The organism is Pseudomonas sp. SDT291_1_S447, assembly GCF_054070155.1.
In genome coordinates this window covers 21,016-45,862 of record NZ_JBSVXS010000019.1, presented here as the reverse complement: position 1 = coordinate 45,862, position 24,847 = coordinate 21,016, and the positions used below count along the sequence as shown (strand labels likewise).

General features: G+C 55.5%; 23 protein-coding genes and 1 pseudogene. 18 read left to right on the top strand and 6 right to left on the bottom strand.

Annotation, left to right across the window (positions count from 1 at the left end; genetic code table 11):
• Positions 1 to 217 precede the first annotated feature (217 nt).
• Positions 218 to 607 carry a hypothetical protein gene (locus ACW9IR_RS09425; RefSeq protein ID WP_102900903.1) on the top strand — a complete coding sequence of 130 codons (390 nt, stop codon included), beginning with the start codon at positions 218 to 220 and terminating at the stop codon, positions 605 to 607.
• Here the strand turns inward: ACW9IR_RS09425 and ACW9IR_RS09420 are convergent.
• Both ACW9IR_RS09420 and ACW9IR_RS09415 read right to left on the bottom strand, forming a co-directional pair.
• Positions 579 to 1,211, bottom strand: coding sequence for a hypothetical protein (locus ACW9IR_RS09420; RefSeq protein ID WP_095120092.1), 633 nt, complete (start codon positions 1,209 to 1,211; stop codon positions 579 to 581). The two genes, ACW9IR_RS09425 and ACW9IR_RS09420, sit on opposite strands and share 29 nt — an antisense overlap.
• A gap of 75 nt (positions 1,212 to 1,286) precedes the next feature.
• A complete protein-coding gene (locus ACW9IR_RS09415) occupies positions 1,287 to 2,270 on the bottom strand; it encodes a GlxA family transcriptional regulator (protein WP_457462896.1) in 984 nt (327 codons plus the stop codon).
• A gap of 89 nt (positions 2,271 to 2,359) precedes the next feature.
• Here ACW9IR_RS09415 and inhA point away from each other — a divergent pair, with 89 nt between their 5' ends.
• From inhA to ACW9IR_RS09385, 6 genes are all read left to right on the top strand, one after another.
• The gene (inhA, locus tag ACW9IR_RS09410) at positions 2,360 to 3,046 is read left to right on the top strand and encodes an isonitrile hydratase (protein ID WP_457462894.1); all 687 of its coding nucleotides are present in this window, start codon (positions 2,360 to 2,362) and stop codon (positions 3,044 to 3,046) included.
• A 254-nt stretch (positions 3,047 to 3,300) separates the two neighbouring features.
• A complete protein-coding gene (locus tag ACW9IR_RS09405; RefSeq protein WP_102900899.1) occupies positions 3,301 to 4,092 on the top strand; it encodes a CPBP family intramembrane glutamic endopeptidase in 792 nt (263 codons plus the stop codon).
• A 102-nt stretch (positions 4,093 to 4,194) separates the two neighbouring features.
• Entirely contained in the window at positions 4,195 to 5,760 is a 1,566-nt protein-coding gene (locus tag ACW9IR_RS09400) for a methyl-accepting chemotaxis protein (protein ID WP_064389791.1), read from the top strand.
• Between the two features lie 685 nt (positions 5,761 to 6,445).
• Positions 6,446 to 7,870 (top strand): asparagine synthase-related protein, encoded by a 1,425-nt coding sequence (locus tag ACW9IR_RS09395; protein ID WP_457462891.1) that lies wholly within the window; start codon positions 6,446 to 6,448, stop codon positions 7,868 to 7,870.
• 15 nt (positions 7,871 to 7,885) lie between these two features.
• Entirely contained in the window at positions 7,886 to 8,566 is a 681-nt protein-coding gene (locus tag ACW9IR_RS09390) for a lasso peptide biosynthesis B2 protein (protein WP_102900897.1), read from the top strand.
• Positions 8,567 to 8,578: 12 nt separating this feature from the next.
• On the top strand, positions 8,579 to 10,234 hold the full coding sequence (locus ACW9IR_RS09385) for an ATP-binding cassette domain-containing protein (protein ID WP_102900896.1): 1,656 nt from the start codon (positions 8,579 to 8,581) through the stop codon (positions 10,232 to 10,234).
• A 320-nt stretch (positions 10,235 to 10,554) separates the two neighbouring features.
• On the opposite strand, the gene ACW9IR_RS09380 is transcribed toward ACW9IR_RS09385, so the two are convergent.
• The 3 genes and pseudogenes from ACW9IR_RS09380 to ACW9IR_RS09370 form a co-directional block, all read right to left on the bottom strand.
• Positions 10,555 to 10,920, bottom strand: coding sequence for a DUF6124 family protein (locus tag ACW9IR_RS09380; RefSeq protein ID WP_457462888.1), 366 nt, complete (start codon positions 10,918 to 10,920; stop codon positions 10,555 to 10,557).
• A gap of 605 nt (positions 10,921 to 11,525) precedes the next feature.
• Positions 11,526 to 11,886: pseudogene (locus ACW9IR_RS09375) on the bottom strand (DUF6124 family protein).
• A 1,261-nt stretch (positions 11,887 to 13,147) separates the two neighbouring features.
• Positions 13,148 to 13,828 (bottom strand): alpha/beta family hydrolase, encoded by a 681-nt coding sequence (locus ACW9IR_RS09370; protein ID WP_457462886.1) that lies wholly within the window; start codon positions 13,826 to 13,828, stop codon positions 13,148 to 13,150.
• Between the two features lie 95 nt (positions 13,829 to 13,923).
• Between ACW9IR_RS09370 and ccoN (ACW9IR_RS09365) the strand changes: the two genes are divergently transcribed.
• From ccoN (ACW9IR_RS09365) to ccoP (ACW9IR_RS09330), 8 genes are all read left to right on the top strand, one after another.
• Positions 13,924 to 15,348 (top strand): cytochrome-c oxidase, cbb3-type subunit I, encoded by a 1,425-nt coding sequence (ccoN, locus tag ACW9IR_RS09365; RefSeq protein ID WP_008082029.1) that lies wholly within the window; start codon positions 13,924 to 13,926, stop codon positions 15,346 to 15,348.
• Positions 15,349 to 15,358: 10 nt separating this feature from the next.
• Positions 15,359 to 15,967 carry a cytochrome-c oxidase, cbb3-type subunit II gene (ccoO, locus tag ACW9IR_RS09360; protein WP_003223389.1) on the top strand — a complete coding sequence of 203 codons (609 nt, stop codon included), beginning with the start codon at positions 15,359 to 15,361 and terminating at the stop codon, positions 15,965 to 15,967.
• Positions 15,968 to 15,972: 5 nt separating this feature from the next.
• The gene (locus tag ACW9IR_RS09355; protein WP_457462913.1) at positions 15,973 to 16,170 is read left to right on the top strand and encodes a cbb3-type cytochrome oxidase subunit 3; all 198 of its coding nucleotides are present in this window, start codon (positions 15,973 to 15,975) and stop codon (positions 16,168 to 16,170) included.
• Positions 16,167 to 17,120 (top strand): cytochrome-c oxidase, cbb3-type subunit III, encoded by a 954-nt coding sequence (gene ccoP / locus ACW9IR_RS09350; RefSeq protein WP_457462883.1) that lies wholly within the window; start codon positions 16,167 to 16,169, stop codon positions 17,118 to 17,120. Before ACW9IR_RS09355 ends, ccoP (ACW9IR_RS09350) begins: the two co-directional genes overlap by 4 nt.
• A gap of 482 nt (positions 17,121 to 17,602) precedes the next feature.
• Entirely contained in the window at positions 17,603 to 19,045 is a 1,443-nt protein-coding gene (ccoN, locus tag ACW9IR_RS09345) for a cytochrome-c oxidase, cbb3-type subunit I (RefSeq protein WP_034152833.1), read from the top strand.
• A complete protein-coding gene (gene ccoO / locus ACW9IR_RS09340) occupies positions 19,045 to 19,653 on the top strand; it encodes a cytochrome-c oxidase, cbb3-type subunit II (protein ID WP_034152834.1) in 609 nt (202 codons plus the stop codon). Before ccoN (ACW9IR_RS09345) ends, ccoO (ACW9IR_RS09340) begins: the two co-directional genes overlap by 1 nt.
• A gap of 5 nt (positions 19,654 to 19,658) precedes the next feature.
• A complete protein-coding gene (locus tag ACW9IR_RS09335; protein WP_003175465.1) occupies positions 19,659 to 19,844 on the top strand; it encodes a CcoQ/FixQ family Cbb3-type cytochrome c oxidase assembly chaperone in 186 nt (61 codons plus the stop codon).
• Entirely contained in the window at positions 19,841 to 20,824 is a 984-nt protein-coding gene (gene ccoP, locus ACW9IR_RS09330; RefSeq protein ID WP_007917163.1) for a cytochrome-c oxidase, cbb3-type subunit III, read from the top strand. The genes ACW9IR_RS09335 and ccoP (ACW9IR_RS09330) overlap by 4 nt, the downstream gene beginning before the upstream one ends.
• Positions 20,825 to 21,052: 228 nt before the next feature.
• Here ccoP (ACW9IR_RS09330) and ACW9IR_RS09325 read toward each other — a convergent pair whose 3' ends face one another.
• On the bottom strand, positions 21,053 to 22,057 hold the full coding sequence (locus ACW9IR_RS09325) for a metallophosphoesterase family protein (protein ID WP_457462880.1): 1,005 nt from the start codon (positions 22,055 to 22,057) through the stop codon (positions 21,053 to 21,055).
• 300 nt (positions 22,058 to 22,357) lie between these two features.
• On the opposite strand from ACW9IR_RS09325, the gene ACW9IR_RS09320 reads away from it, so the two are divergent.
• From ACW9IR_RS09320 to ACW9IR_RS09310, 3 genes are all read left to right on the top strand, one after another.
• On the top strand, positions 22,358 to 22,534 hold the full coding sequence (locus ACW9IR_RS09320; protein ID WP_457462878.1) for a hypothetical protein: 177 nt from the start codon (positions 22,358 to 22,360) through the stop codon (positions 22,532 to 22,534).
• Between the two features lie 234 nt (positions 22,535 to 22,768).
• A complete protein-coding gene (ccoG, locus tag ACW9IR_RS09315; protein ID WP_102900750.1) occupies positions 22,769 to 24,184 on the top strand; it encodes a cytochrome c oxidase accessory protein CcoG in 1,416 nt (471 codons plus the stop codon).
• Positions 24,185 to 24,195: 11 nt separating this feature from the next.
• Positions 24,196 to 24,735 carry a FixH family protein gene (locus ACW9IR_RS09310; protein WP_038365378.1) on the top strand — a complete coding sequence of 180 codons (540 nt, stop codon included), beginning with the start codon at positions 24,196 to 24,198 and terminating at the stop codon, positions 24,733 to 24,735.
• The last annotated feature ends 112 nt before the right edge of the window (positions 24,736 to 24,847 follow it).

The following is a 24,847-nucleotide window of genomic DNA, read 5'->3' as shown; positions in this document are numbered from 1 at the left end:
TTGGGGCCGCTGCGCAGGCCAACGGGGATAAAACCCCTCACCACAGTTGGACACACCTGCGGACTACAGCGGCTCAACATCCCCCCTGTCATCCCTACCCCGCAACTCGCAGTCACACCCGGAAATACCCTGTTGCCAGCTGTTACATCCGCCCCTACCATCCACCGCAACGGGCACAGCGGAGCTGTCCAATAAAACCCGAATTCAAGGAACCAGAATGAGCCAGCACGTCCAGCGCACCATCGACACGCCCCTTCGCAGCGGCCTGACCCGCACCCAACTCTGGGAAGCCGCGGACAAAGGCCTGATCAAATGCTGGGAAATCGGCCGCCAGCGCGCCACCCGCTTCCCCGACCTCGCGCAAAAATGTCTGGCCGGCGAACTGCCCGTGCTCGGCTGGAAAGGTGGTGTGAGCCGCAGCCTGAAAAAAAACGAAAAATATGGCTCGCTGAAATACCTTGCGCAATGGCAGGGGTTACGTGGGGAGGATCTGGATATCGACTTGAGCAGCGAACGTTCGCTGACCTGTTCGCGGACGAAGATGCTGGTGACGTTTACCCCGGATCGGACGAAGTATTTCAATCAGGTGGCGGAAGCCGAGGCTTAGCCGTGCGGAAGTCCGGTCGGTAGCAACCCGGGTACAGCGCACACACGCCGTACTGGGCATCCAGATCGGCCATGTGCTGGTAAAACTGCTCAATCTCCCAGAACGTCTCTTCCGCGACGGTCATCAGGTAGAAGTAACTGAGTTGATGATCGTTCGGCAGCACTAATGGAAACTCTGGCAGCGCGTCCATCCGCGGTGCATTGGCCAGAGCCGCTAGCATGGGCGTCGGAGCCTGGGACAACTGCTCGAAGTACTTCTCTTTGTACGCCGCCAGACCGACGGCTTCGCCCTTGGCCCTGGCATCGATCAGTTGCGCGAGGTTTGCGCGGCGCTGCTGCCAGTACGCGGCTGGCAGGTCGACATTCATTTGTTGCTTATGTTTGGCCAAAGCTTCGTCTGCGCTGACTTGGCGCTTTGGTTCGCCCGGCTCGGCGGCAGCTCGTGCTTCGAGTTCCTTGAACGACAGCATGATCGTCGACTTGGCAAACATGCGCTCCATCAGTTCACGGCGTTGCGGGGTATCCGGCAGTGACGGGGGCGGCGAGGCGCAACCGGCCAGCATCCCGACGAGTACCAGCAGAGCAAGCAGCGGTTTGAGTGACATGCATCGTCCTTGAAGTCGGTCGGCAGAATTAGCTGCGCAGTTTATCTGAACCCGAAGAAGCCCCGCTGGAAACCCTCAAGGCATCACCGGATCGGGTGCAACGCTGACCGAAAACCGCTCGCGATAGGCTTGCGGCGTCACGCCAATCGCCCGCAGGAAACTGCGGCGCAGCGTTTCTTCGCTACCAAAACCGCAATTGGCCGCGATGCGTTTCACCGGCAAACCGGTATCACTGAGCAAGCGCCGGGCGGTTTCGACGCGGATCAATTCGATCGCCCGCGCCGGGGTCTGACCGGTGTCGGCGCGGTAATGGCGGACGAAGCTGCGTTCGCTCATGCCCGCCTGCTCGGCCAGGGTCGGGACGCCGAGGTCGCAGGTGAGGTTCTCGGCGATCCACGCATGTAACTCATCAAAACGATTGCCCTGATTCTGCAACGACAAGGTCACGCTGAATTGCGATTGCCCGCCCGGACGTTTGAGGAACACCACCAGATGGCGGGCGACGTCCAGGGCGATGTCGCTGCCCAGATCCTCTTCAACCATCGCCAGTGCCAGATCGATGCCAGCGGTGACACCCGCCGAGGTCCATACCGGGCCGTCGGTGATGAAAATCGGATTGGCCTCGACTTGCAGTTTCGGATGTTGCTGCGCCAATTGTTCGCAACGGGTCCAGTGGGTGACGACGCGACGACCGTCGAGCCAGCCACTGGCCGCGAGCAAAAATGCCCCGGTGCACACTGACGCTACGCGCCGACATTTCGCCGCATGTTCGCGCACCCAATCCACCAACGCCACATCTTCGGCGGCAGGATAAATGCCCCAGCCACCGGCGATGATCAGCGTGTCGCTGGGCTCCAGCGGTAGCGGTTCGGCCAATACCGCCAGCCCCGCCGAGGACATCACCGCCCCGCCCTCGCTGGCAATCACCGACGGCGCATAGGGCACGGGCAAACCGCGTTGACGACAGAGGTCATTGGCCGAAGCAAACACCTGCAACGGCCCGGTGACGTCGAGAATCTGCATATTGGCGAACGCGAGTACGTGGATGGCTTTGGGCATTTGGCGTAATTCGTGGGGTGATTGGCGTATGCGCCAGAACCTACGCGCCTACAGTGAAGCCGTCCACCCCTTTTAATGGAGTAAGCACGATGACGTTGCAGATCGGTTTTCTGTTGTTTCCGCAGGTTCAGCAACTCGACCTGACCGGGCCTTATGACGTGCTCGCCTCGTTGCCGGGCGTGCAGGTGCATCTGATCTGGAAGGATCTGATGCCGGTCACCGCCAGCGCCGGTCTGTTGCTGAAACCGACCACCACGTTCGAGGACTGCCCGTGTCTGGATGTGATCTGCATTCCCGGTGGCGGCGGTGTCGGGCCGTTGATGGAAGACGCGCAGACGCTGGACTTCATCAAACGCCAGGCTCTTCAAGCGAAGTATGTGACCTCGGTCTGCACCGGCTCGCTGGTCCTTGGCGCAGCGGGTTTGCTGCAAGGCAAACGGGCGACCACGCATTGGGCGTATCACGATCTGCTGCCGACGCTGGGGGCGATCGCGGTGAAGGATCGGGTGGTGCGTGACGGCAATCTGTTTACCGGTGGCGGGATTACGGCGGGGATTGATTTTGCCTTGGTATTGGCTGAAGAGTTGGTGGGTGCCGACGCGGCGCAACTGATTCAGTTGCAATTGGAATACGCTCCGGCACCGCCGTTCAACGCGGGCAGCCCGGAGACTGCGCCGGGTGCGATTGTCGATGAGGCACGTTTGCGTGCAGCGCCATCGCTGAAGCTGCGCACGGAAATCACCGAGCGTGCGGCGGCGAAACTTAACCTGCGCTGATTCCCAGCCATCCACAAAAACCCTTGCTGGAATACTAATCCCCTGTGGGAGCGAGCTTGCTCGCGAATGCGGTGTATCAGTCGAAACAACTATTGCCTGTCAAACCGCTTTCGCGAGCAAGCTCGCTCCCACATTGGGATTTATGTTTGGCCAACGGTATCGGAGTTGTCCCGCTTTACCGCCACACCTTCACTTGTCCCCACGCCCCCACCCGTGTAGAAAGCCCCTCCACACATTCTGCACAGGGACTTTCGATGAAGGCTTTGCCATGGCTCTATCTGGCGCTTCTCAGCCTCGGTTACGGATGGGCGCTGAGCTTCGGTCAGCTCGGTTGGCTCGCTTTGATTTCCGTTGGATTACTGGTGTTCGCAGGTTTTGCCGTGCGCCAACAACAGGTGCCGGTTGCGCGGTTTCTCGGTCATGGCCTGTTCATCGTGCTGGCCTTGGCGCTGGCGTTGCACTGGTTGCCGGGGTTTGCCAACGGGCGCGCCATCGATCCGCAGCGCTTCACCGACAATGCCGTGCCGTTCTCGATGTACCTGAATCTCGATAAACCGTTGATTGGCTTCTGGCTGCTACTGGTCTGCCCGTGGATTGTCGGGCGCCGTTCATTGCGTCTGAGCGTGTACGCCACCGCCCTCGCTCTGACTCTCAGTGCGATTCTGGCTCTCGGCGGCGCACTGTTGCTGGGCGTGATCGCTTGGGCGCCTAAATGGCCGGATCAGGCATGGTTGTGGGTGCTGAACAACCTACTGCTGGTGACCTTGGTCGAAGAAGCGCTGTTTCGCGGCTATATACAGGGCGGCCTCAGCCAGCGTTTCAAACATCTGCCTTACGGTGAAAATCTCGCCCTGCTGCTGGCCTCGCTGCTGTTTGGTCTGGTGCATGTCGGCGCAGGCTGGACCTGGGTGTTGCTGGCAGGCCTGGCGGGTGTCGGCTATGGTCTGGCCTACCGTTTTGGCGGACTCGGCGCGGCGATCGCGACGCATTTCGGCCTGAACCTGCTGCATTTCGGCTTGTTCACTTATCCGATGCTCGCCGGCTGAAGCAAGCGCCGTTTTGCGACGCTGTGCTGATTATTGAAAAAAAATTTCAATAATCAGCTGTCACCGCCGACAACCTTTCAAAGCCTTGCGGATTGAAAAACCATGCGTAACAACCAGCCCATTACACAACGCGAACGGACTTTCCCGGCTCAGCAGCGGTTGATCTCCACAACTGATGCCAAGGGCGTGATCACCTACTGCAACGACGCTTTCGTCGAGATCAGCGGGTTTTCGCGTGAAGAGCTGATCCGTGCGCCGCACAACCTGGTCCGTCACCCCGACGTCCCGGCTGCGGTGTTTTCGCACATGTGGGGCACATTGAAACAAGGCTTGCCATGGATGGGCATTGTCAAGAATCGCTGCAAGACCGGTGACCATTACTGGGTTAACGCCTACGTAACACCGGTGTTCGACGGCAATCAGGTGGTCGGTTACGAGTCGGTGCGGATCAAACCCACCGCCGAGCAGATCCGCCGTGCCGAAGCGCTCTACCAACGCATCAACCAAGGCAAGTCGGCGATCCCTTCCAGCGACAAATGGCTGCCGGTGCTGCAAGACTGGCTGCCGTTCATTCTGGTCAGCCAACTGAGCTTCGTGATCGGCGCGACCCTGAACTCGCAGTGGGGCTTCGCCCTCGCCGCCGGTCTGTCGGTGCCACTGGGCCTGATGGGCCTGCAATGGCAGCAACGCGGGCTCAAGCGCCTGCTGCGTCTGGCCGAGCAGACCACCTCCGACCCGCTGATCGCGCAGATGTACACCGACAGCCGTGGCGCCCAGGCGCGTCTGGAAATGTCGATTCTCAGCCAGGAAGCACGCCTGAAAACCTGCCTGACCCGCCTGCAGGACACCGCCGAGCACCTGACCGATCAGGCCAAGCAGTCCGACGCCCTGGCGCACAACAGCTCCACCGGCCTGGAACGTCAGCGCGTGGAAACCGAACAGGTCGCCACCGCCGTCAACCAGATGGCCGCGACCACTCAGGAAGTCGCCAGCCACGTACAGCGCACTGCTGACGCCACTCAGGAAGCCAATCGCCTGACCGGTCGCGGTCGTGACATCGCCGGGGAAACCCGCGAAGCCATTCAGCGTTTGTCCGTGGTGGTTGGGGAAACCGGTCTGACCGTGACCCAACTGGCCAAGGACAGCGACGAAATCGGCGGCGTGGTCGACGTGATCAAAGGCATCGCCGACCAGACCAACCTGCTCGCCCTGAACGCTGCGATTGAAGCAGCGCGTGCCGGTGAGATGGGCCGTGGTTTTGCGGTGGTGGCTGACGAAGTGCGTCAACTGGCGCAGCGCACCAGCGAATCGACCGGGCAGATTCACGCCCTGATCGCCAAGTTGCAGCAGACAGCTTCAAGTGCCGTGCAAACCATGGAAGCCGGGCATCGCCAGGCCGAAGAAGGTGTGGCGCGGGTGCTGGAAGCGGATCAGGCGTTGGTCGGGATCAGTGAAGCGGTGGCCAACATCACCGACATGACCACACAGATTGCTGCGGCGACGGAAGAGCAAAGTGCGGTGGCTGAGGAGATCAGCCGCAACATCAGCAATATTTCGGAGCTGGCCGATCAGACGTCGGAGCAGGCGCATAACTCGGCGTTGTTGAGTGAAGAACTGACCAAAACGGCGAATACGCAGTACTCGTTGGTGGAGCGGTTTAACCGCTGATTGAACTGGCGATAACAAAAAACCCGGATGGCGAGAGCTTCCGGGTTTTTTGTTGCCTGTATGAAATGGACGTTGTTGGGCAGGCCGCTTTCGCAACAAGCGCTGGCCATGCAGGAACCTCGACGATCACGTCACTTCGCGGAAGGCGTTTAAGACCAACCCAAGATGCGTTTAAAGCACACATTGCTGCACCACCTTAAGCCTACAGACCCTCTCGCCATTGCCTACATCAACGACAGAATCCGCTGGCTTGTACGCTTGGCGCACGGACTCTATCGTGACCTTGTTACAAAAAAACGCGAAACGATTTGGAGAAAAGGCTTCCTCAGAGGAATGCCTGTTCTATAGAACGTTTTTTAATCCGCCCCGTTACTCAATACGCAAATCTCAACAATCTCCCACAACTTATTCAGGCATTAAACTTAAAAAAGAGGATTGGATCATGTTCAAAAGAAACAAATACGTCACTCACGATAAAACAAGCCGCCCTTTGATATTCAAAGCGACCCCAACGATAAATGGCTATGGTGGAGGCTGCGTCTTGGAAGGCAAATACTTCATTTTTCGGCCAGATTGCGGCGGCCCTAGAATTCCAAGCCCGAGGTAATTCCTAAACGTCATTATTGAGCGCCCCCTATAGGGCGCTCAATAATCGGTCCAGCTCACATAAAGCCAAGGAGTGGCCATGAACAACAAAGGAAAGCGCTATCAAACACACAACCCTAATTCAACACAACAAAAACCCACCGCAGAAAAAATAGTGCACGTAAATCCTTTATCATCCTGCAAGTTGATAGTAATCAACAGCAATATCGGCAGCATTATGAGTGATAAATTCGAGCACCCCATATTCAAAAAAGAACCGGACAGGTATCAAATAATTCGCCAACTCACCCAAGACGAACCTGCCTCAACGTCCACTTATTGGGAGGGGGTCATATTGCTCCCGCCCTCACACACATACACGTTCGATACCAAACTAAAGACCAGCACTATTGAGACCAACCTCACCCACCTTCAAGGCCAATATTCATTCGCAAATCAAGACCCTTTTGAATTGATAATTGATTACATCGCCGAAGAACATAATAAAAACAAACATGGAGAGCTTGTAGTGCGTTTCTCGGGAGGTGTCGATTCAACGTGCTTACTACTTGCAGCGATTGAAGTCGCTGGAAAAGATCACGTTACCGCCATCACTTGGTTCGACGAAAAATGCAGTGCAAATAATGATAGAAACACAGCCACCACTTTATGCAATACACTTGACGTAAACCACATACTGTTCAAGCTCGAACCAGAAGACTTCTTTCAGGAAGTGAATCCGACTGATCATTTATGTATAAACTCCAGCATGGCCTCTGAGCAGGTATTCAAAAAAGAAAGAGACTTTATCTTCTCCCAACTAGGACACGAATTCATTGTATTGGATGGACATGGAGGCGATCACTTATTCTTAGACCCCGTACCCTCCGCTGCATTCCAACATTTAATTAGAGAAAAGAGATTTTTCAAGGGATTTAATATAGCTGCAACGATCTCCAAACTGACAGGATCAAACCTCTACCAAACCCTTACTCAAAACAGGCGACAACAAAACAACGAGACTGACCAGTTAAGTTATTTTTTTAACTCGCAGTTTTTGCCGCGAAGGGGTGCAGAAAAACCTAAGAGCCTAGCCGAGGAACATGTACAAGCTATAACACAGGCCGTTTTCCAAAATTCGATCAGTTCGACCCTTAACAAGTTCAACAACATAATTTTTCCATTCACAAGCCAAAAAATCATTGAGTATGCACTCACACAAAACCCATACAGCATGTTCGACGAAAGTGAAACCAGACTACCAATAAAGCGAGCCTTCAGAAAAAAACACCCAAACATACTACTTCGACGTGACAAGGGGCATATAACAGGCGCCTATCAAAAAGCATTAAAATTTCATCAAAAAGACATTATAAAAAAGATCCGCAGCAGTTGGATGACCCAAGAAAACATAATTAACATGCCCAACATTGAAAACTCTATAAATCGCTCAGCAATGGGATTGGGAGGTGTCGAAAAAAATTTGCTGAAAATCATATGCGCGTCCTTAATTAAAAATATTTAAAGGAGAAAAGGAAAAATGGAATTTACTTTTCAGCCTCACGCACACGCCATCTTGATAGACAACCAACTTGTCATCCTTGATGAAAAACTCGACACCTACTTAATTTTTAACGAATCACAAACTACGATACTGATCAAAGGCGACAAAGACTGCAACGAATACAACGAGATTCGACACGAACTCTCCTCTCTAAACATCATCACTGATTCGATTCACAACTCCAACCCTCTAACAAAAGCGAATGATGACTACGAAGGTATTGATAACTATACGTGGAGAATAAAAAGGCAAAACCCTCGTCAACCCGTTAAATTGCTACCGACAATGCGGGCATGCCTGGACCTCCTGATTTTAAAGATAACAATCGCACTCGGTGGCCTGGAAACCTGCCTGAATAGCATGAGAGCCTCAAAAAAAGCTCTATCAGGAAACCCTTTATCAGCTTGGCACGAAAGTATTGAAAGCTACGCGCAAGGCGTTCGCATCGCTTCACTTGTATTGCCTTTTAAGGTCAAGTGCCTTGAGTCTTCTATCTGCCTTTTCAAACACGCCATGAGAAACAATAAAAAGTGTGACTTCTTTATTGGCGTTCAATTATATGACTTCCTTTCGCACGCGTGGATCGAAATAAATGGAGAAGTCATTGCCGATGATCCACACCTATCACGCAAGCTACCTAAAATACTGACAATATAAGGCTGCTCAAGAATGAATTGGCTCTATCAATACATAAAAATCTTTAAAATAATCTCAAAAAATTATCGCTGGTTTACAGCCAGCTTTGTCGGAATATCAGCAATATTTCTCCTATGCAGCGCCCTGAACTCCCTCCTCCCGGTTATATTGAGAAATGCTGCCAACTCCATTCACGAATCAAATAGCATGCAAACACAGTTTCTGTTTTTTGCGGCATCGTATTCGGCCATATGGACTCTTTCTCAGGTTCTGTCGAATATACGTGGAATTTTATCAGCGTGGATACTCGCGAAGTGTGACACTACAATCTACGAAACAATCATTAACAGGATCTTCCAGTACCCATATAAAAAACAAAAAAACCTGGACCCCGGATTTGTTGTAGCTGACATAAACAGATCCGCTAGCAGTTTCAGCATGATAACTATAGGCGTATTTTGGACAATTACCCCTATTACTGTGGAAATCATCATTGCGATAAGTGTACTGTACGCGATCATGGGCCCTGCCTACGCAATCTTGTTCCTTCTCTCCTCCTTAGTACTGATATGCATATCGGTTTATGTTGCCAGGTCCAGCTGCAGCATTCATCGGGAATTATTTGAGGCAGACGCCAAATTATCCAGCTATACAGTCGAAAGACTTGGCCGCACTTACGACATAAAGCTTAATAGTACGCAACTTAAGGAATGCCATGCAGGCAAAAGCTTTTTTGACAACTATGTCAAGACAATCAGAAAAGCCAACCTTCATATGGGTATACGTATTTCCGCTCAAGGATTAGCAATTGGAAGCGTGCTGGCTTTTTTCGTGATTTTGTCAGGAGTTAATTATCATTCAATATTTACCTCAGGTGATTTCATCATGATCACTGGCTATATCACAATGTTCACGATGCAGTTACATCTATTGGCTGGAACACTGATAAATCTTCAGGGAAACCTTGTCTCCCTGGATGACGGCGTTAAATACATCGAAGAAAAAATCAACAATTCATATTACCCAAACACATCTCAGACCGAACAAGGTTTTGTTCTTAGAGAACTATCACTCACCAAAGACAATAACGTTATATTTTCCAGAATCAACTATCAATTCAAACAAGGTGTACACATTATAGCGGGGAGTTCTGGCGCAGGAAAAACGACACTTATCAATACTCTATTAGGCCTCGAAGAAAATTATACGGGAGCAATACATTACAGAGGGCACTTGATAAACGAAACCATGAGTGAATTCATACTCTCTGAGGTTTCCGTCGCACCACAGCAACCTATACTCATAGCTGGCACCTTTAAAGACAACCTGCTTTATGGATCGAAAAATGTTTCACCGCAAAAGCTAAGATGGGTCATTGAACTTCTGGGGCTTTCAAAAGACAACTCTGAAATAGAGGAACTATTGGCTACTACAATAGGCGCCGCGAATAGCGAACTCAGCGGGGGAGAAAAACAACGAATTGCTATTGGCCGAGCAATTCTAAGAGATAAACATACATTAATATTAGATGAACCGACCTCTTCACTTGATGATACAACGGCTTACAAAATCATTGAGTGGCTCGCCTCCAACATACCCTGCTTAATAATTGTCACTCATGATGCTGGTTTGAAGAAAAAATACGGCGTGGCAATAGAGCTGACTGAAAATCACCTTCAGAGCACTTAGCCACTCAACGTGCTCCCCGCTCGCGATGAGCGCTATCACTACCGGGAACGATCTCACTCAAGTAATGCAGACATTGCCTACAATTGCGCCAGAATGCGCCGACTGGTGCTTGTTGAGGCTGCGATCTTTTAATTCTGAAAGCCCGGACGGCGAAAGCTTCCGGTTTTTATTGCCTGTTTGAAATCGATGGTGCTTGGCAGATCGCCATCGCGAGCAGGCTCACTCCTACAGGGATCGTTGTCGGGCTCGCAATCTGTGATCACCGCAGATCCAATGTAGGAGTGAGCCTGCTCGCGATGAGGCCGTAACAGCCAGCGAAACTATTGAGGCAACTTCAGCTTATCCAATAGTCGATTGATCAACAGTTCGTTGAGCATGATCACCTGTTGCAGCGCCAGCAGTGGCTTGCGCTCCGGGCCGCCTATTGAGTTGGCGATGTTGCCGGCCATGGCAAGGGCGTATGAAAGCGACTCGCTCGCCTCGACTAACAGGGTTTCGTCGTCCAGCGTGGGGTCGACAAGATAGACCGGGCGAAACTTGGGCGAACTTGGTGGGGCTCCCAGTGCTTCGGGTCGGAGGTAGTAGTCGAGAGCGCGGCCGGTTGCTTCCTTGACCTTTTGCGGGTCAAGTGAAGGATCGTGGGGAATTGGATCGGTTTCTGGTGGGTTGGGCGTGATTTTGAACATGGATGAAACTCCTATCGCAGTTTAAGGAGCCATCACCCTCGCTACCAAACGAATGGGTGGTGGCCATACGCGGGTTGGTAGACCGGCTGCAATAGGAACCCGGCGCTCACGAGTGAGCCCCACGCATGACCACCATAAAGTCGAGCCTCAAGAAAGAGACTCGATAAGGTGTTGCCACACAGCTATTACAGACGGGCTACCAAACCCGATCACTGATTTGCAGTGACAGGGAAACGATATAGCCCGGCCCATAGCCGCGTAAGCCGGCGGATTCTGGCGTACGCGTAGGTAACGGCGCAAGGTGTTGTAGGCCCGGTGGCGTAACGGGTTGTGTGATTTAAACGTACTTGCAGGATTGCGTTTACCAGCAGAAAAATCCGCAAATACCCTGTTCTTTTTGATGGTGTCTGTCAGAGCGCTTTCGCGAGCAAGCTCGCTCCCACATTTGAACCGGATGATCAGTTAGAGGTTGGTCGGCTCTTAGGCCGCCATCGCGAGCAGGCTCACTCCTACAGGGGATCGTTGTCGGGCTCGCAATCTGTGATCACCGCAGATCCAATGTAGGAGTGAGCCTGCTCGCGATGAGGCCATAACAGCCAGCGAAATTACTTAGGCAACTTCAGCTTATCCAGTAGTCGATTGAGCAACAGCTCGTTGAGCATGATCACCTATTGCAGCGCCAGCAGCGGTTTGCGCTCCGGGTCGCCAGTTGGCGATGTTGCCGGCCATGGCATGGGCGTATGAAAGCGACTCGCTCGCCTCGACCAGCAAGGTTTCGTCGTCCAGCGTGGGGTCGACGAGATAGACGGGGAGAAACTTGGGCGAGCTTGCCGGAGCACCCAGGGCTTCGGGTCGGAGGTAGTAGTCGAGGGCGCGATCCGTCGCTTCTTTTGTCTTTTGAGACTCAAGCGCTGGGTTGTGAGGGGTTGGGTCGATGCCCGGAGGGTTTGGCGTGGTTTTGAACATAAATATCTAATTCCTGATCCAGGGCCGCGACCGTTCTCTACTAAAAGAAGGGTGGCGGCTGTGCGCAGGTTAGTAGACCGGAGGAATTAGCAGGACCGGCGCGCTCGAAAGCGCCCTGAGCACAGCCACCATTGAGTGCAGGCAAATACGCCTGACTTAATGGGACCTATGCACTTACTAAAACCATACGGGCTACTAAACCCGACCACTGATGGGCAGTGGCAGGGAAACGATATAGCCCGCGCCATGGTCGTGTAAGCCGGCGGATTCTGGCGTACGCGTAGGTAACGGCGCAAGGTGTTGTAGGCCCCGTGGCGTAACGGGTTGTGTAATTTAAACGTGCTCACAAAATCATGTTTACGCACGGGAAATGCCGGACAGTGAGCGCTTCCAGTTCTTTATCGTGTCAGCGAAATAGCCCCTCACCCTAACCCTCTCCCAGAGGGAGAGGGGACTGACCGAGGTGTTTGGGCAAGGTACACCGACGTGCAATACCGCGTTGAACTCAGGCGCTGAAAAGCACACAAATCGGCTCTTCTCCTTCCCAGGGAGAGGTGACTGACCGAGGCGTTTGGGCAAGGTGCGCCGACGTGAAATACCAAGTCGAACTCAGATTCTGAATCAGATCAAAAGCCCCTCCCCCTAACCCTCTCCCAGAGGGAGAGGGGACTGACCGCGTGGAATGGAAGAGATACGCCGACGTGCGATACCGAGTTGAACTCAGAGTTTGAAATGCCCAAAAATCGGCTCCCTCGCCCTCCGGGAGAGGGCTGGGGTGAGGGAAAAATCCACCACAAATCCAAAGCCGACTACGCCCCGCTCTTCACCACTCAATAGGCCGAGTGTCAGCTCGCCTGCTCTTGATTTTGATCCACGGGCGACGTCGGAAGGCTGAGTGGAGGGATTGATCCGGGCGTGGGAGCGCAGCGACCGTTTGGCGAAGCCAAACACAGCGAGAGGAGGTGCAGCGAAGCAAACCGTAGGCGCTGCGCCCGGATCGATCCCGGAGCGAAGGGACCCCGAGCCTCAGCGAGCGGGCCGCACGTAGGAGCAAGCGTTTTTGGTTACTTTTTAGGCGTTTGTAAAAAGTGACCCGCCGTAAGGGCGGAACCCTAAGTGGCCGTTACCGCAGGAATGGATATGTACCCAAAAAATATGTCGTTGCTGAAATCGATCCCCCTCACCCCAGCCCTCTCCCCCATGGGGGGCGAGGGGGAAGGGAGCAGATCTTCATGCAGTTCAAAATCTCAGCCCGGCTCGGTCACTTGCTGAGAAACTCGGCTACTTTCTGCGCGGCGCTGGCCAAATGCTGTTCATGGGTAAATCCGGAAACCTTGAGCGGCTTCAAGTCATGATCCCCGGCCGCTAGCCACGCCACCTCAATACTCGGAGACAAGGTGTAAGCCTCAACCGCCTCACGATTGCCCAGCGCATCCCGCTCGCCTTGCACAATAAAAGTCCGCGTCTGCAAAGAAGCCAAATGCTCAACCCGAGGCTTCTCCGGCTTCCCCACCGCATAAAACGGATACCCCAAACACACCAACGCATCAGCGCCCAATTCGTCAGCCAAGAGACTCGCCATCCGCCCACCCATAGACTTCCCGCCAACGGCCAAAACCCCAGCGACATGACGCCGCACCTCGGCATACACCTCACGCCAGCATTCCTGCAATTTCCCCGCAGGATTCGGCGGCCGCTTCACCCCATCCACCCGCCGCTGCGCCATATAAGGAAACTCAAACCGCAACACGTTAATCCCAAGCCCAGCAAGGCGCCCAGCCATGTCATTCATCCAGTCACTGTCCATCGGCGCACCAGCACCGTGAGCAAGGATCAACGTCGCCGCAGCCTCACCGTTGGCGGCATCCCAAAGCCACCCATGATCACGCACGCACTGCGCCCATTGATCCCCGTCAATACTGGCCTTGTGCTGTTTGTCCATGCTTGCCTCGCTTTTAGTCTGCCTATAACTCCAGACGAAGGATTCGCCGCGTGTTTTGCGCGCGCTCACTTCGGCTGAACCGTGGATGGGGAACCATGAACACTTCTATCAGTACCGCCTACAACTACAAGGTGGTCCGCCAATTCGCCATTATGACGGTGGTGTGGGGCATCGTCGGCATGGGGCTCGGGGTTTTTCTCGCGGCCCAATTGGTCTGGCCCGAACTCAACTTCAATTTGCCCTGGACCAGTTTCGGCCGTCTGCGCCCGCTGCACACCAACGCGGTGATCTTCGCGTTCGGTGGCTGTGCGCTGTTCGCCAGTTCGTTCTACTCGGTGCAACGCACCTGCCAAACCCAGTTGTTTGCACCAAAAATCGCCGCGTTCTGCTTCTGGGGCTGGCAACTGGTGATCCTGTTGGCGGCGATCAGCCTGCCACTGGGTTACACCAGCTCCAAGGAATACGCCGAGCTGGAATGGCCGATCGACATCCTGATCACCATCGTCTGGGTCGCCTACGCCATCGTGTTCTTCGGCACGATCATGCAGCGCAAGACCAAGCACATCTATGTGGGCAACTGGTTCTTCGGCGCGTTCATCATCACTGTGGCGATTCTGCACATCGTCAACAACCTTGAGTTGCCGGTGAGTTTCACCAAGTCGTACTCGGTGTACGCCGGTGCAACCGACGCGATGGTGCAATGGTGGTACGGCCACAACGCCGTAGGCTTTTTCCTCACCGCCGGTTTCCTCGGGATGATGTACTACTTCGTGCCGAAACAGGCCGAGCGTCCGGTGTATTCGTATCGTCTGTCGATCGTGCACTTCTGGGCGCTGATCACCCTGTACATCTGGGCCGGCCCGCACCACTTGCACTACACCGCGCTGCCGGACTGGGCACAGTCGCTGGGCATGGTGATGTCGCTGATCCTGCTGGCACCGAGCTGGGGCGGCATGATCAACGGCATGATGACCCTCTCGGGCGCCTGGCATAAGTTGCGCAGCGACCCGATCCTGCGCTTCCTCGTGGTCTCGCTGGCGTTCTACGGCATGTCGACCTTCGAAGGTCCGATGATGGCGATCAAGACCGTCAACGCCCTCTCCCACTACACCGACTGGACCATTGGTCACGTACACGCCGGCGCCCTCGGCTGGGTGGCGATGATTTCCATCGGCGCGCTGTACCACATGATCCCGAAAATCTTCGGCAAGGCGCAGATGCACAGCGTCGGTTTGATCAACGCGCACTTCTGGCTCGCGACCATCGGCACCGTGCTCTACATCGCCTCGATGTGGGTCAACGGCATTGCCCAGGGCCTGATGTGGCGCGCAGTGAACGAGGACGGCACGCTGACCTACTCCTTCGTCGAAACCCTGGTGGCCAGCCACCCAGGCTTCGTCGTGCGGCTGATTGGCGGGGCGATCTTCCTCAGCGGCATGTTCCTGATGGCTTACAACACCTGGCGCACCGTGCGGGCCTCGCAGCCTGCTGACGTCGTTGCTGCCGCGCAGATGGCCTGAGGAGTCCGCCATGAAACACGAAACGATTGAAAAGAACGTCGGCCTGTTGATGTTGCTCATGGTGTTCGCCGTGAGCATCGGCGGCCTGACCCAGATCGTCCCGCTGTTCTTCCAGGACGTCACCAACAAACCGGTGGAAGGCATGAAGCCCTACACCGCGCTGCAACTGGAAGGCCGCGACATCTATATCCGCGAAGGCTGCGTCGGTTGCCACTCGCAGATGATCCGCCCGTTCCGCGCCGAAACCGAGCGCTACGGGCATTACTCGGTGGCCGGTGAAAGCGTCTGGGATCACCCGTTCCTGTGGGGGTCGAAACGTACCGGTCCGGACCTCGCCCGAGTCGGCGCGCGCTACTCGGATGACTGGCATCGCGCGCATTTGTACAACCCGCGCAACGTCGTACCGGAATCGAAAATGCCGGCCTACCCATGGCTGGTTACGCAAGCGGTCGACAGCAGCCACACCGAAACCAAGCTCAAGACCATGCGCACCCTCGGCGTGCCGTACACCGACGACGACATCAGCGGCGCGGTGGCCAGCCTCAAGGGCAAAACCGAAATGGACGCCCTCGTCTCCTACCTGCAAGTGCTCGGCACTGCGATCAAGAGCAAGAGGTGAGCACGATGGTCTTTGAAATGAGCGCAGGGCTGATCCGTGGTTTAGGCACCGTTGTCGTGTTTGTAGCGTTCGTCGGCTTGACCTTGTGGGTGTTCAACCGCAAGCGCACCCCGGAGTTCGCTGAAGCACGTCTGCTGCCGTTTGCCGACGAACCGCAAGCCGAAACAACCCAAGCAAATGAAACAAGGAGTACCCGGCCATGACCACCTTCTGGAGTACGTGGATCTGCGTACTGACCATCGGCAGCCTGATCGGCCTGACGTGGCTGCTGATCGGCACCCGACGGGGCGAAACCAAGGGCAGCGTCGACCAGACCATGGGCCACAGCTTCGACGGCATCGAGGAGTACGACAACCCGCTGCCGCAGTGGTGGTTCATGCTGTTCGCCGGCACGCTGGTGTTTTCCGTGGGCTATCTGATCCTCTATCCGGGCCTGGGCAACTGGAAAGGCATCCTGCCGGGTTACGAGGATGGCTGGACCGGCGTGCACGAATGGGAAAAGGAAATGAACAAGGCTGATGCCAAGTTCGGCCCGATCTTCGCCAAGTTCGCCGCCATGCCGGTGGAAGAAGTGGCGAAGGATCCGCAGGCGCTGAAAATGGGTGGCCGCTTGTTCGCCTCCAACTGCTCGGTGTGTCACGGCTCCGACGCCAAAGGCGCGTTCGGTTTCCCTAACCTCGCCGACAGCGACTGGCGTTGGGGCGGCGACGCCGAGACCATCAAGACCACCATCATGGGTGGCCGGATGGCGGCGATGCCGGCCTGGGGCGAAGTGCTCGGCGAGGCCGCGGTGAAGAACGTTGCCGCTTATGTGCGCCACGAACTGGCCGGTCTGCCATTGCCGGCCGACAACAAGGCTGACCTGCAAGCGGGACAGCAAGCGTTCAGCACCACGTGCGTAGCCTGTCATGGGGCAACCGGCCACGGCACTGAAGCCATGGGTGCGCCGAATCTGACGCACCCGGCCGGGTTTATCTATGGCACCAGCCTGACTCAACTCGAGCAGACCATTCGCCATGGTCGCCAAGGCCACATGCCGGCGCAGAACGAGCTGCTGGGCAACGATAAAGTGCAATTGCTAGCCGCTTATGTGTACAGCCTGTCGCACGGATTGAATACAGAAAAACTGATTACTGAAGACAACGAGAAGTAAGCATTGCGTACACCACTGCCGCACCATTCTCGGTGCGGCAGCATCCAGCCCCTTTGCGACGCATTGTCGCACCCCTTCACACCCTCGCCTTTCGGTTCCCCGGATTCGGGTCTACGCTTGCTCGATGCGGACTGGCTTGTGCCGGTTCCAGGTCAACGCTGACTGCTGTGTTCCGCGAACCGGCTGACTGATGTGGCCGCAAACGCCGGTAGATACCGGCTGTCGTGCCATTTACCGTCCGTCACCCGAACCGAGCGTTTGAACACACCCCGTTACAAGCGACCGGAACCCCTCGCTTTTTTCGTCCGCTGCGACATTTTGTCCGAGGCCAATTTTGACCTTACGCGGCGCATGGAAAGGCCGCAGAATCTGCCTTGGAAAGCATTGACCCAGGTCATGGCGCGTTGCAATGACCCCCTGCTCTCTGCATACTTGCGGCCGATTTTAATCCTAATAAAACACCCAAACCGTGGAACCTTAGAATGAGCACAGCAATCAGTCCGACTGCTTATAACTATAAGGTAGTCCGCCAGTTCGCCATCATGACGGTGGTCTGGGGGATCCTTGGCATGGGGCTCGGTGTCTTCATCGCCTCGCAACTGGTCTGGCCGGAGTTGAACTTCGGTCTGCCGTGGACGAGCTTTGGACGCCTGCGCCCGTTGCACACAAACCTGGTGATTTTCGCCTTCGGTGGTTGTGCACTATTTGCCACTTCCTACTATGTCGTGCAGCGAACCTGCCAGACGCGACTGATTTCCGACAGCCTCGCCGCCTTCACCTTCTGGGGCTGGCAAGCGGTGATCGTCGGCGCGATCATTACCTTGCCGCTGGGTTACACCACCACCAAGGAATACGCGGAACTGGAATGGCCGATCGCTATTTTGCTGGCCATTGTCTGGGTCACCTACGGTCTGGTGTTCTTCGGCACCATCACCAAGCGCAAAACCAAGCACATCTATGTGGGTAACTGGTTCTACGGTGCCTTCATCGTCGTCACGGCGATGCTGCACATCGTCAACCACATGTCGCTGCCGGTGAACCTGTTCAAGTCCTACTCCGCCTACTCCGGCGCGACCGACGCGATGATCCAGTGGTGGTACGGCCACAACGCGGTGGGCTTCTTCCTGACCACCGGTTTCCTCGGGATGATGTATTACTTCGTGCCGAAACAGGCCGAACGTCCGATCTACTCCTATCGCCTGTCGATCGTGCACTTCTGGGCACTGATCACCCTGTACATCTGGGCCGGCCCGCACCACCTGCACTACACCGCCCTGCCGGATTGGGCACAATCGCTGGGCATGGCGATGTCGATCATCCTCCTGGCGCCAAGCTGGGGCGGCATGATCAACGGCATGATGACCCTGTCGGGCGCCTGGCATAAGTTGCGCACCGACCCGATCCTGCGCTTTCTCGTGGTATCGCTGGCGTTCTACGGCATGTCGACCTTTGAAGGGCCGATGATGGCGATCAAGACCGTCAACTCGCTCTCGCACTACACCGACTGGACCATCGGCCACGTACACGCCGGCGCGCTCGGCTGGGTAGCGATGATCTCGATCGGCGCGATCTACCACATGATCCCGCGCCTGTTCGGTCGTGCGCAGATGCACAGCGTCGGCCTGATCAACGCGCACTTCTGGCTCGCGACCATCGGCACCGTGCTGTACATCGCGTCGATGTGGGTCAACGGCATCACTCAGGGCCTGATGTGGCGTGCAATCAACGATGACGGCACCCTCACCTACTCGTTCGTTGAAGCGCTGCAAGCCAGCCACCCGGGTTACATCGTTCGTGCCTTGGGCGGTGCGTTCTTCGCCAGCGGCATGTTCCTGATGGCTTACAACGTCTGGCGCACCGTGCGCGCCTCGAACCCGGTTGAAGCTGAAGCCGCTGCCCAGATCGCTGTCGTTGGAGCTCACTGATGAAGCATGAAGCTGTCGAGAAGAATATTGGCCTGCTGGCCTTCTTCATGGTCATCGCCGTCAGCGTTGGCGGCCTGACCCAAATCGTTCCGCTGTTTTTCCAGGACGTCACCAACAAGCCGGTCGAAGGCATGAAGCCGCGTTCGGCACTGGAACTGGAAGGCCGCGACGTCTACATCGCCAACGGTTGTGTCGGCTGCCACTCGCAGATGATTCGACCGTTCCGCGCCGAAACCGAACGCTACGGCCACTACTCGGTCGCCGGTGAAAGCGTCTGGGACCACCCGTTCCTGTGGGGTTCCAAGCGTACCGGTCCGGACCTGGCCCGTGTCGGCGGTCGTTACTCCGATGACTGGCAACGTGCGCACTTGTACAACCCGCGCAACGTGGTGCCTGAGTCGAAAATGCCGGCTTACCCGTTCCTCGTGGAAAACAAGCTCGACGGCAAGGAAACCGCCAAGAAAATGGAGGTTTTGCGCACCCTCGGCGTCCCTTACACCGACGAAGACATCGCCGGTGCACAGGCTGCCGTGAAGGGCAAAACCGAAATGGACGCGCTGGTGGCCTATCTGCAAGGCCTGGGCACCATCATCAAAAGCAAACGGTGAATTAGATGGATATCGGGATGATTCGTGGCCTGGGCACCGTTGTCGTGATGGTGGCCTTCATCGGTCTGGCCTTGTGGGTGTTCAGCCCCAAGCGCAAGTCGGAGTTTGAAGACGCGACCTTGTTGCCTTTTGCGGATGATCCCGAAGCCATCAAGCACGTCGAGCAAGCTTCTAGGAGTAACAAAGAATGACTACATTCTGGAGTCTGTACGTCACAGTCCTCAGTCTCGGTACGATCTTCGCCCTGACCTGGCTGCTGCTGTCGACCCGCAAGGGCCAGCGCAGCGAACAGACGGACGAGACGGTCGGGCACTCCTTCGACGGGATCGAGGAGTACGACAACCCACTGCCGAAATGGTGGTTCATGCTGTTTGTCGGCACGATCATTTTTGCCCTGGGTTACCTGGTGCTGTACCCGGGCCTGGGCAACTGGAAAGGCCTGCTGCCGGGTTACAACTACCTCGATAACGACAAGCAGACCGCGTTCGCCAACGGCCAGACCGGCTGGACCGGCGTGCACGAGTGGGAAAAGGAAATGGCTCGCTCGGACGCCAAGTTCGGTCCGATCTTCGCCAAGTTCGCTGCCATGCCAATCGAAGAAGTCGCCAAGGATCCGCAAGCGCTGAAAATGGGTGGACGTCTATTCGCCTCCAACTGCTCGGTGTGCCACGGTTCCGACGCCAAGGGCGCTTACGGCTTTCCTAACCTGACCGACGCCGACTGGCGTTGGGGCGGCGAACCGGAAACCATCAAGACCACCATCATGGGCGGTCGTCACGCGGTGATGCCGGCCTGGGCTGAAGTGATTGGTGAGCAAGGCGTTGCCGACGTGGCCGCGTTTGTCGTGACCAATCTGGATGGGCGCAAACTGCCGGAAGGCACCAAGGCTGATCCGGCCAACGGCGGCAAACTGTTCGCCGCCAACTGCGTGGCCTGCCACGGTCCGGCCGGTAAAGGCACACCCGCCATGGGCGCGCCGGACCTGACCCACCCGGGTGCGTTCATCTACGGTTCGAGCTTCGCGCAACTGCAGCAGACCATCCGTTACGGCCGTCAGGGCCAGATGCCTGCGCAGGAACAACTGCAAGGCAACGACAAGGTTCACCTGCTGGCGGCGTATGTTTACAGCCTGTCCCACGGTGAAAAAGCACCGGAAGCGAACGCCGAGTAAGGCCGACGCTCCAGACAAAAAACGGCCCCGCCAATTCTCTTTGGCGGGGCCGTTTTGTTTTAACGCATTGGCATCGACAGTGGGAGCGCTTGCTGCACTGCCAGGGTTGCCGGTGTGCAACTGTCGCCACTCGCCTGTCGTCTCACGCACCCGGTCGCGAAAAGGCACCACTGACGGCCACGTTCGACACCAGGCAAAAAAACCTCGCCGAACTCCACGAGCCCACTTTCAGGGACGATTGGCCCAGATGGATTTCACCGGAACGGTGTCGATCAACTCGCGGTTTTGCCATTGATTGTTCTTCACCAGATAAATCTGCAACTGCTTGCGATCCTCAGTAAAACTGGTGATCAGGTAAGTCTGTTGAGAAGTGGCGCCACTCAGGTACATCGGCACATTCCCCAACCAATACGAACTGCCGCCATCCTTGTGCAGATGACCGGCAAATACTGCGGTGACCTGGTAGGTCTTGAGCATTTCGATAAAGCGCTTCTGCTGGCTGGGACTGCCCTTCATCTCCAGCGGTTTGTGCATATTGATGATGATGGCGTGACCCTGAACTCTCGCCAGGCGAAGATCCTTCTCGAGCCAGTCCAGTGCACTGTTTATTTCGAACGTCGTCGGATTCAAAAAATGAGCTATCCGGGTTGTGTAAGTCGGCTCATTATTGAGTTGAACCAAATGGACGTCACCGATAGTCTTTGAATAAGCAAGACTCCCCGAATAAAGTCTGTTGACCACACTGCCACTAATCGTCAGATCAAAATTATCCACCTTGCCTTCATGATACTCTTTGAATTGGACAATGCTCCCCGCCGCACAACTGTTACTGAAGCAGTCATCTACATTATTTTCATAATCATGATTGCCCAGGCCATATAGATAATTCGTGCCGAAGTGCCGCTTCAATGCCGCCGCCATATAGTCACGCTGCCAGCCATGGCCGAAAGCAGTGATATCGCCATTGATCATCAAAGGGATAGTCGACTGCGATCCATTACGAGTTCGAAAGTCTGCAATACTTGCCAGCTGACTTTCTACCAGCCACTTCGAACGCGTGGTGAACTCCTCATCGGATTCAGGTGTTCTGCTGTCCGTCTTGTCTGTCCAGGGATATTGGGTGTCCGATGCGAACACCATGTGCTTCGGTGCATCCGGCACTGCATGGGCCATGAAAACCGAAAACAATAAAAACGCACCCACAAACAAACTTGCCACTTTATTATTAGCCATCACATAACACTTCCATTTAGTCGAATAAACTGACGACCTCGTGCCGTCAACTTTCACGCTATTCGAAAACCTTATAATCCTCAAACATACAGTGCGAATTAATTAATTTATTTTATTTCGAGCCCGACATCACCCCACTTGCAAAGCGCAACTAAGGTTAACTCCCTCATTACACAAGACGCTCATAAAATGAGACGAATATCCGCTAGACCCGACTTTCAGCGAGCAGTAACTTTTATAAGCGCCTGACGCACATTTTCAGAGCGCCTCTTACATCAATAGATTTCAAGGAAGATAACCATGCGAGAAGCTGATCATGATTGCGTGCAATCCCATGAGGATTTCACCTATGTCAACTCTGACACCGACCCCTTCAATACGCAGCACCAGGACAGTGATAACGCCACAACCGTCGACGTGGTCAAAAAAAACCCCGAAAGCGGGCTCGACAGTCTCGGCGGCGGAAGGCTGATCTGAACAAGGCTGGGACTCGCTCGTCAGAGCGAGTCTCATGCATCGTCTATAGTCAATTGATCTGGATCATGACTTGTTCCATCTGCTACACCATTTACACCCTTCCCCCAACGCGACCAAAGGTCGCACCCGTTCGTCGGCGTGACAGGCGTATCATTGCGCCACTGCAACGCCCCTTTTTGACCTTGGTTGGCACGTATCGACCGAGGCATTTTTCCACTGCCGTGGGATGCAATGATGAGCAACCAGATTCCGGTACACGACGTCACACCACCGAGCAAAAACGCGAACAACAGCGTTGATCTTTACGCCTCTCGAGAAAAAATCTACACCCGCGCTTTCACTGGCCTGTTCCGCAATCTGCGGATGATGGGCGGTGCCGCATTGTTCCTGCTGTATTTCGGTACGGTGTGGCTGAACTGGGGCGGTCATCAGGCCGTGTGGTGGAATCTGCCGGAACGCAAGTTCTTCATTTTCGGCGCCACCTTCTGGCCGCAGGATTTCATTCTGCTGTCCGGCCTTCTCATCATTGCCGCGTTTGGCCTGTTCTTCATCACCGTGTATGCCGGCCGGGTCTGGTGCGGTTACACCTGTCCGCAAAGTGTGTGGACGTGGATTTTCATGTGGTGCGAGAAGGTCACCGAAGGCGACCGCAACCAGCGCATCAAGCTCGACAAGGCGCCGATGAGCGCCAACAAGTTCCTGCGCAAAGCCGCCAAGCACTCGATGTGGCTGCTGATCGGTTTCGTCACCGGTATGACCTTCGTCGGCTACTTCTCGCCGATCCGCGAACTGGTCTTTGAGTTCTTCACTGGCCAGGCCGATGGCTGGTCGTACTTCTGGGTGGGTTTCTTCACCCTCGCGACCTACGGCAACGCCGGTTGGTTGCGCGAACAAGTGTGCATCTACATGTGCCCGTATGCGCGCTTTCAGAGCGTGATGTTCGACAAGGACACGCTGATTGTTTCCTACGACCCGCGTCGCGGTGAAAGCCGTGGCCCGCGCAAGAAAGGTATCGATTACAAGGCTCAGGGCCTCGGTGATTGCATCGATTGCACCATGTGCGTGCAGGTCTGCCCGACCGGCATCGACATCCGCGACGGCCTGCAAATCGAGTGCATCGGCTGCGCCGCGTGCATCGACGCCTGCGACAGCATCATGGACAAAATGGACTACCCGCGCGGGTTGATCAGCTACACCACCGAACACAACCTGTCCGGGCAGAAAACCCATAAACTGCGGCCACGCCTGATCGGCTACGCCGTGGTGTTGCTGGCAATGATCAGCCTGTTGGTCACCGCGTTCTTCATGCGCTCGCTGGTCGGTTTCGACGTCAGCAAGGACCGCGTGCTATACCGCGAGAACGCCGAAGGCCGGATCGAAAACGTCTACAGCCTGAAAATCATGAACAAGGACCAGCGCGACCACACCTACGTGCTCGAAGCCAGCGGTTTGCCGGATCTGCGCCTGCAAGGCAAACGCGAGATCAAGGTCGCGGCCGGCGATATCGTCAGCATGCCGGTCGAGTTGTCGAGCGCACCGGAACAACTGCCATCGAGCACCAACGAGGTGAAATTCCTCCTCAAGGATGCCGATGACGACAGCGTCCACGTTGAAGCCAAGAGCCGATTCATCGGCCCACAAATCCGTTGAGAGAACTGAACATGCCCGCAGCAAACGCCGCAAGTCCTTGGTACAAGCACCTTTGGCCATGGATCATCATCGGGATTCTGGCCTGTTCGGTGACCCTGACTCTGTCCATGGTGACTATTGCGGTGAACAACCCGGACAACCTGGTCAACGACAACTACTACGAGGCTGGCAAAGGCATCAACCGTTCGCTGGACCGTGAACTGTTGGCGCAAAATCTGAAGATGCGTGCGGCTATGCATCTGGATGACGTGACCGGTGAAGTTGATTTGCGCCTGAGCGGTGACAGCCAACCGAAGACGCTGGAATTGAACCTGATTTCGCCGACTCAACCGGAGAAGGATCGCAAGATCGTGTTGACCCGCAGCGAAAGCGAAACCGGCCGTTACATCGGTCAGTTGGGTGACAAGGTTGAGGGTCGTCGCTTTGTTGAACTGCTCGGCAGTCAGGATGACCATGTGTGGCGCATGTTCGAAGAAGAACTGGTCAGCCATGACAAGGATCTGCTGCTGGGTGATGAACCGCTGCAAGGTGCCGAAGACTTGAAGAAGTAGACAACTTCAAAAGCCCCCTCACCCTAGCCCTCTCCCCCAGGAGAGGGAACTGATCTCGAGCGTTTGCACGTTTTGTGTATGACAGTGAAAATCCAGGCGACTGAGCCTGTTT

Bases quoted from the DNA above. Each gene is read 5' to 3' on its own strand.
- ACW9IR_RS09425 (WP_102900903.1), top strand. From the start codon at position 218: ATGAGCCAGCACGTCCAGCGCACCATCGACACGCCCCTTCGCAGCGGC.
- ACW9IR_RS09420 (WP_095120092.1), bottom strand. From the start codon at position 1,211: ATGTCACTCAAACCGCTGCTTGCTCTGCTGGTACTCGTCGGGATGCTG.
- ACW9IR_RS09415 (WP_457462896.1), bottom strand. From the start codon at position 2,270: ATGCCCAAAGCCATCCACGTACTCGCGTTCGCCAATATGCAGATTCTC.
- inhA (WP_457462894.1), top strand. From the start codon at position 2,360: ATGACGTTGCAGATCGGTTTTCTGTTGTTTCCGCAGGTTCAGCAACTC.
- ACW9IR_RS09405 (WP_102900899.1), top strand. From the start codon at position 3,301: ATGAAGGCTTTGCCATGGCTCTATCTGGCGCTTCTCAGCCTCGGTTAC.
- ACW9IR_RS09400 (WP_064389791.1), top strand. From the start codon at position 4,195: ATGCGTAACAACCAGCCCATTACACAACGCGAACGGACTTTCCCGGCT.
- ACW9IR_RS09395 (WP_457462891.1), top strand. From the start codon at position 6,446: ATGAACAACAAAGGAAAGCGCTATCAAACACACAACCCTAATTCAACA.
- ACW9IR_RS09390 (WP_102900897.1), top strand. From the start codon at position 7,886: ATGGAATTTACTTTTCAGCCTCACGCACACGCCATCTTGATAGACAAC.
- ACW9IR_RS09385 (WP_102900896.1), top strand. From the start codon at position 8,579: ATGAATTGGCTCTATCAATACATAAAAATCTTTAAAATAATCTCAAAA.
- ACW9IR_RS09380 (WP_457462888.1), bottom strand. From the start codon at position 10,920: ATGTTCAAAATCACGCCCAACCCACCAGAAACCGATCCAATTCCCCAC.
- ACW9IR_RS09370 (WP_457462886.1), bottom strand. From the start codon at position 13,828: ATGGACAAACAGCACAAGGCCAGTATTGACGGGGATCAATGGGCGCAG.
- ccoN (WP_008082029.1), top strand. From the start codon at position 13,924: ATGAACACTTCTATCAGTACCGCCTACAACTACAAGGTGGTCCGCCAA.
- ccoO (WP_003223389.1), top strand. From the start codon at position 15,359: ATGAAACACGAAACGATTGAAAAGAACGTCGGCCTGTTGATGTTGCTC.
- ACW9IR_RS09355 (WP_457462913.1), top strand. From the start codon at position 15,973: ATGGTCTTTGAAATGAGCGCAGGGCTGATCCGTGGTTTAGGCACCGTT.
- ccoP (WP_457462883.1), top strand. From the start codon at position 16,167: ATGACCACCTTCTGGAGTACGTGGATCTGCGTACTGACCATCGGCAGC.
- ccoN (WP_034152833.1), top strand. From the start codon at position 17,603: ATGAGCACAGCAATCAGTCCGACTGCTTATAACTATAAGGTAGTCCGC.
- ccoO (WP_034152834.1), top strand. From the start codon at position 19,045: ATGAAGCATGAAGCTGTCGAGAAGAATATTGGCCTGCTGGCCTTCTTC.
- ACW9IR_RS09335 (WP_003175465.1), top strand. From the start codon at position 19,659: ATGGATATCGGGATGATTCGTGGCCTGGGCACCGTTGTCGTGATGGTG.
- ccoP (WP_007917163.1), top strand. From the start codon at position 19,841: ATGACTACATTCTGGAGTCTGTACGTCACAGTCCTCAGTCTCGGTACG.
- ACW9IR_RS09325 (WP_457462880.1), bottom strand. From the start codon at position 22,057: ATGGCTAATAATAAAGTGGCAAGTTTGTTTGTGGGTGCGTTTTTATTG.
- ACW9IR_RS09320 (WP_457462878.1), top strand. From the start codon at position 22,358: ATGCGAGAAGCTGATCATGATTGCGTGCAATCCCATGAGGATTTCACC.
- ccoG (WP_102900750.1), top strand. From the start codon at position 22,769: ATGAGCAACCAGATTCCGGTACACGACGTCACACCACCGAGCAAAAAC.
- ACW9IR_RS09310 (WP_038365378.1), top strand. From the start codon at position 24,196: ATGCCCGCAGCAAACGCCGCAAGTCCTTGGTACAAGCACCTTTGGCCA.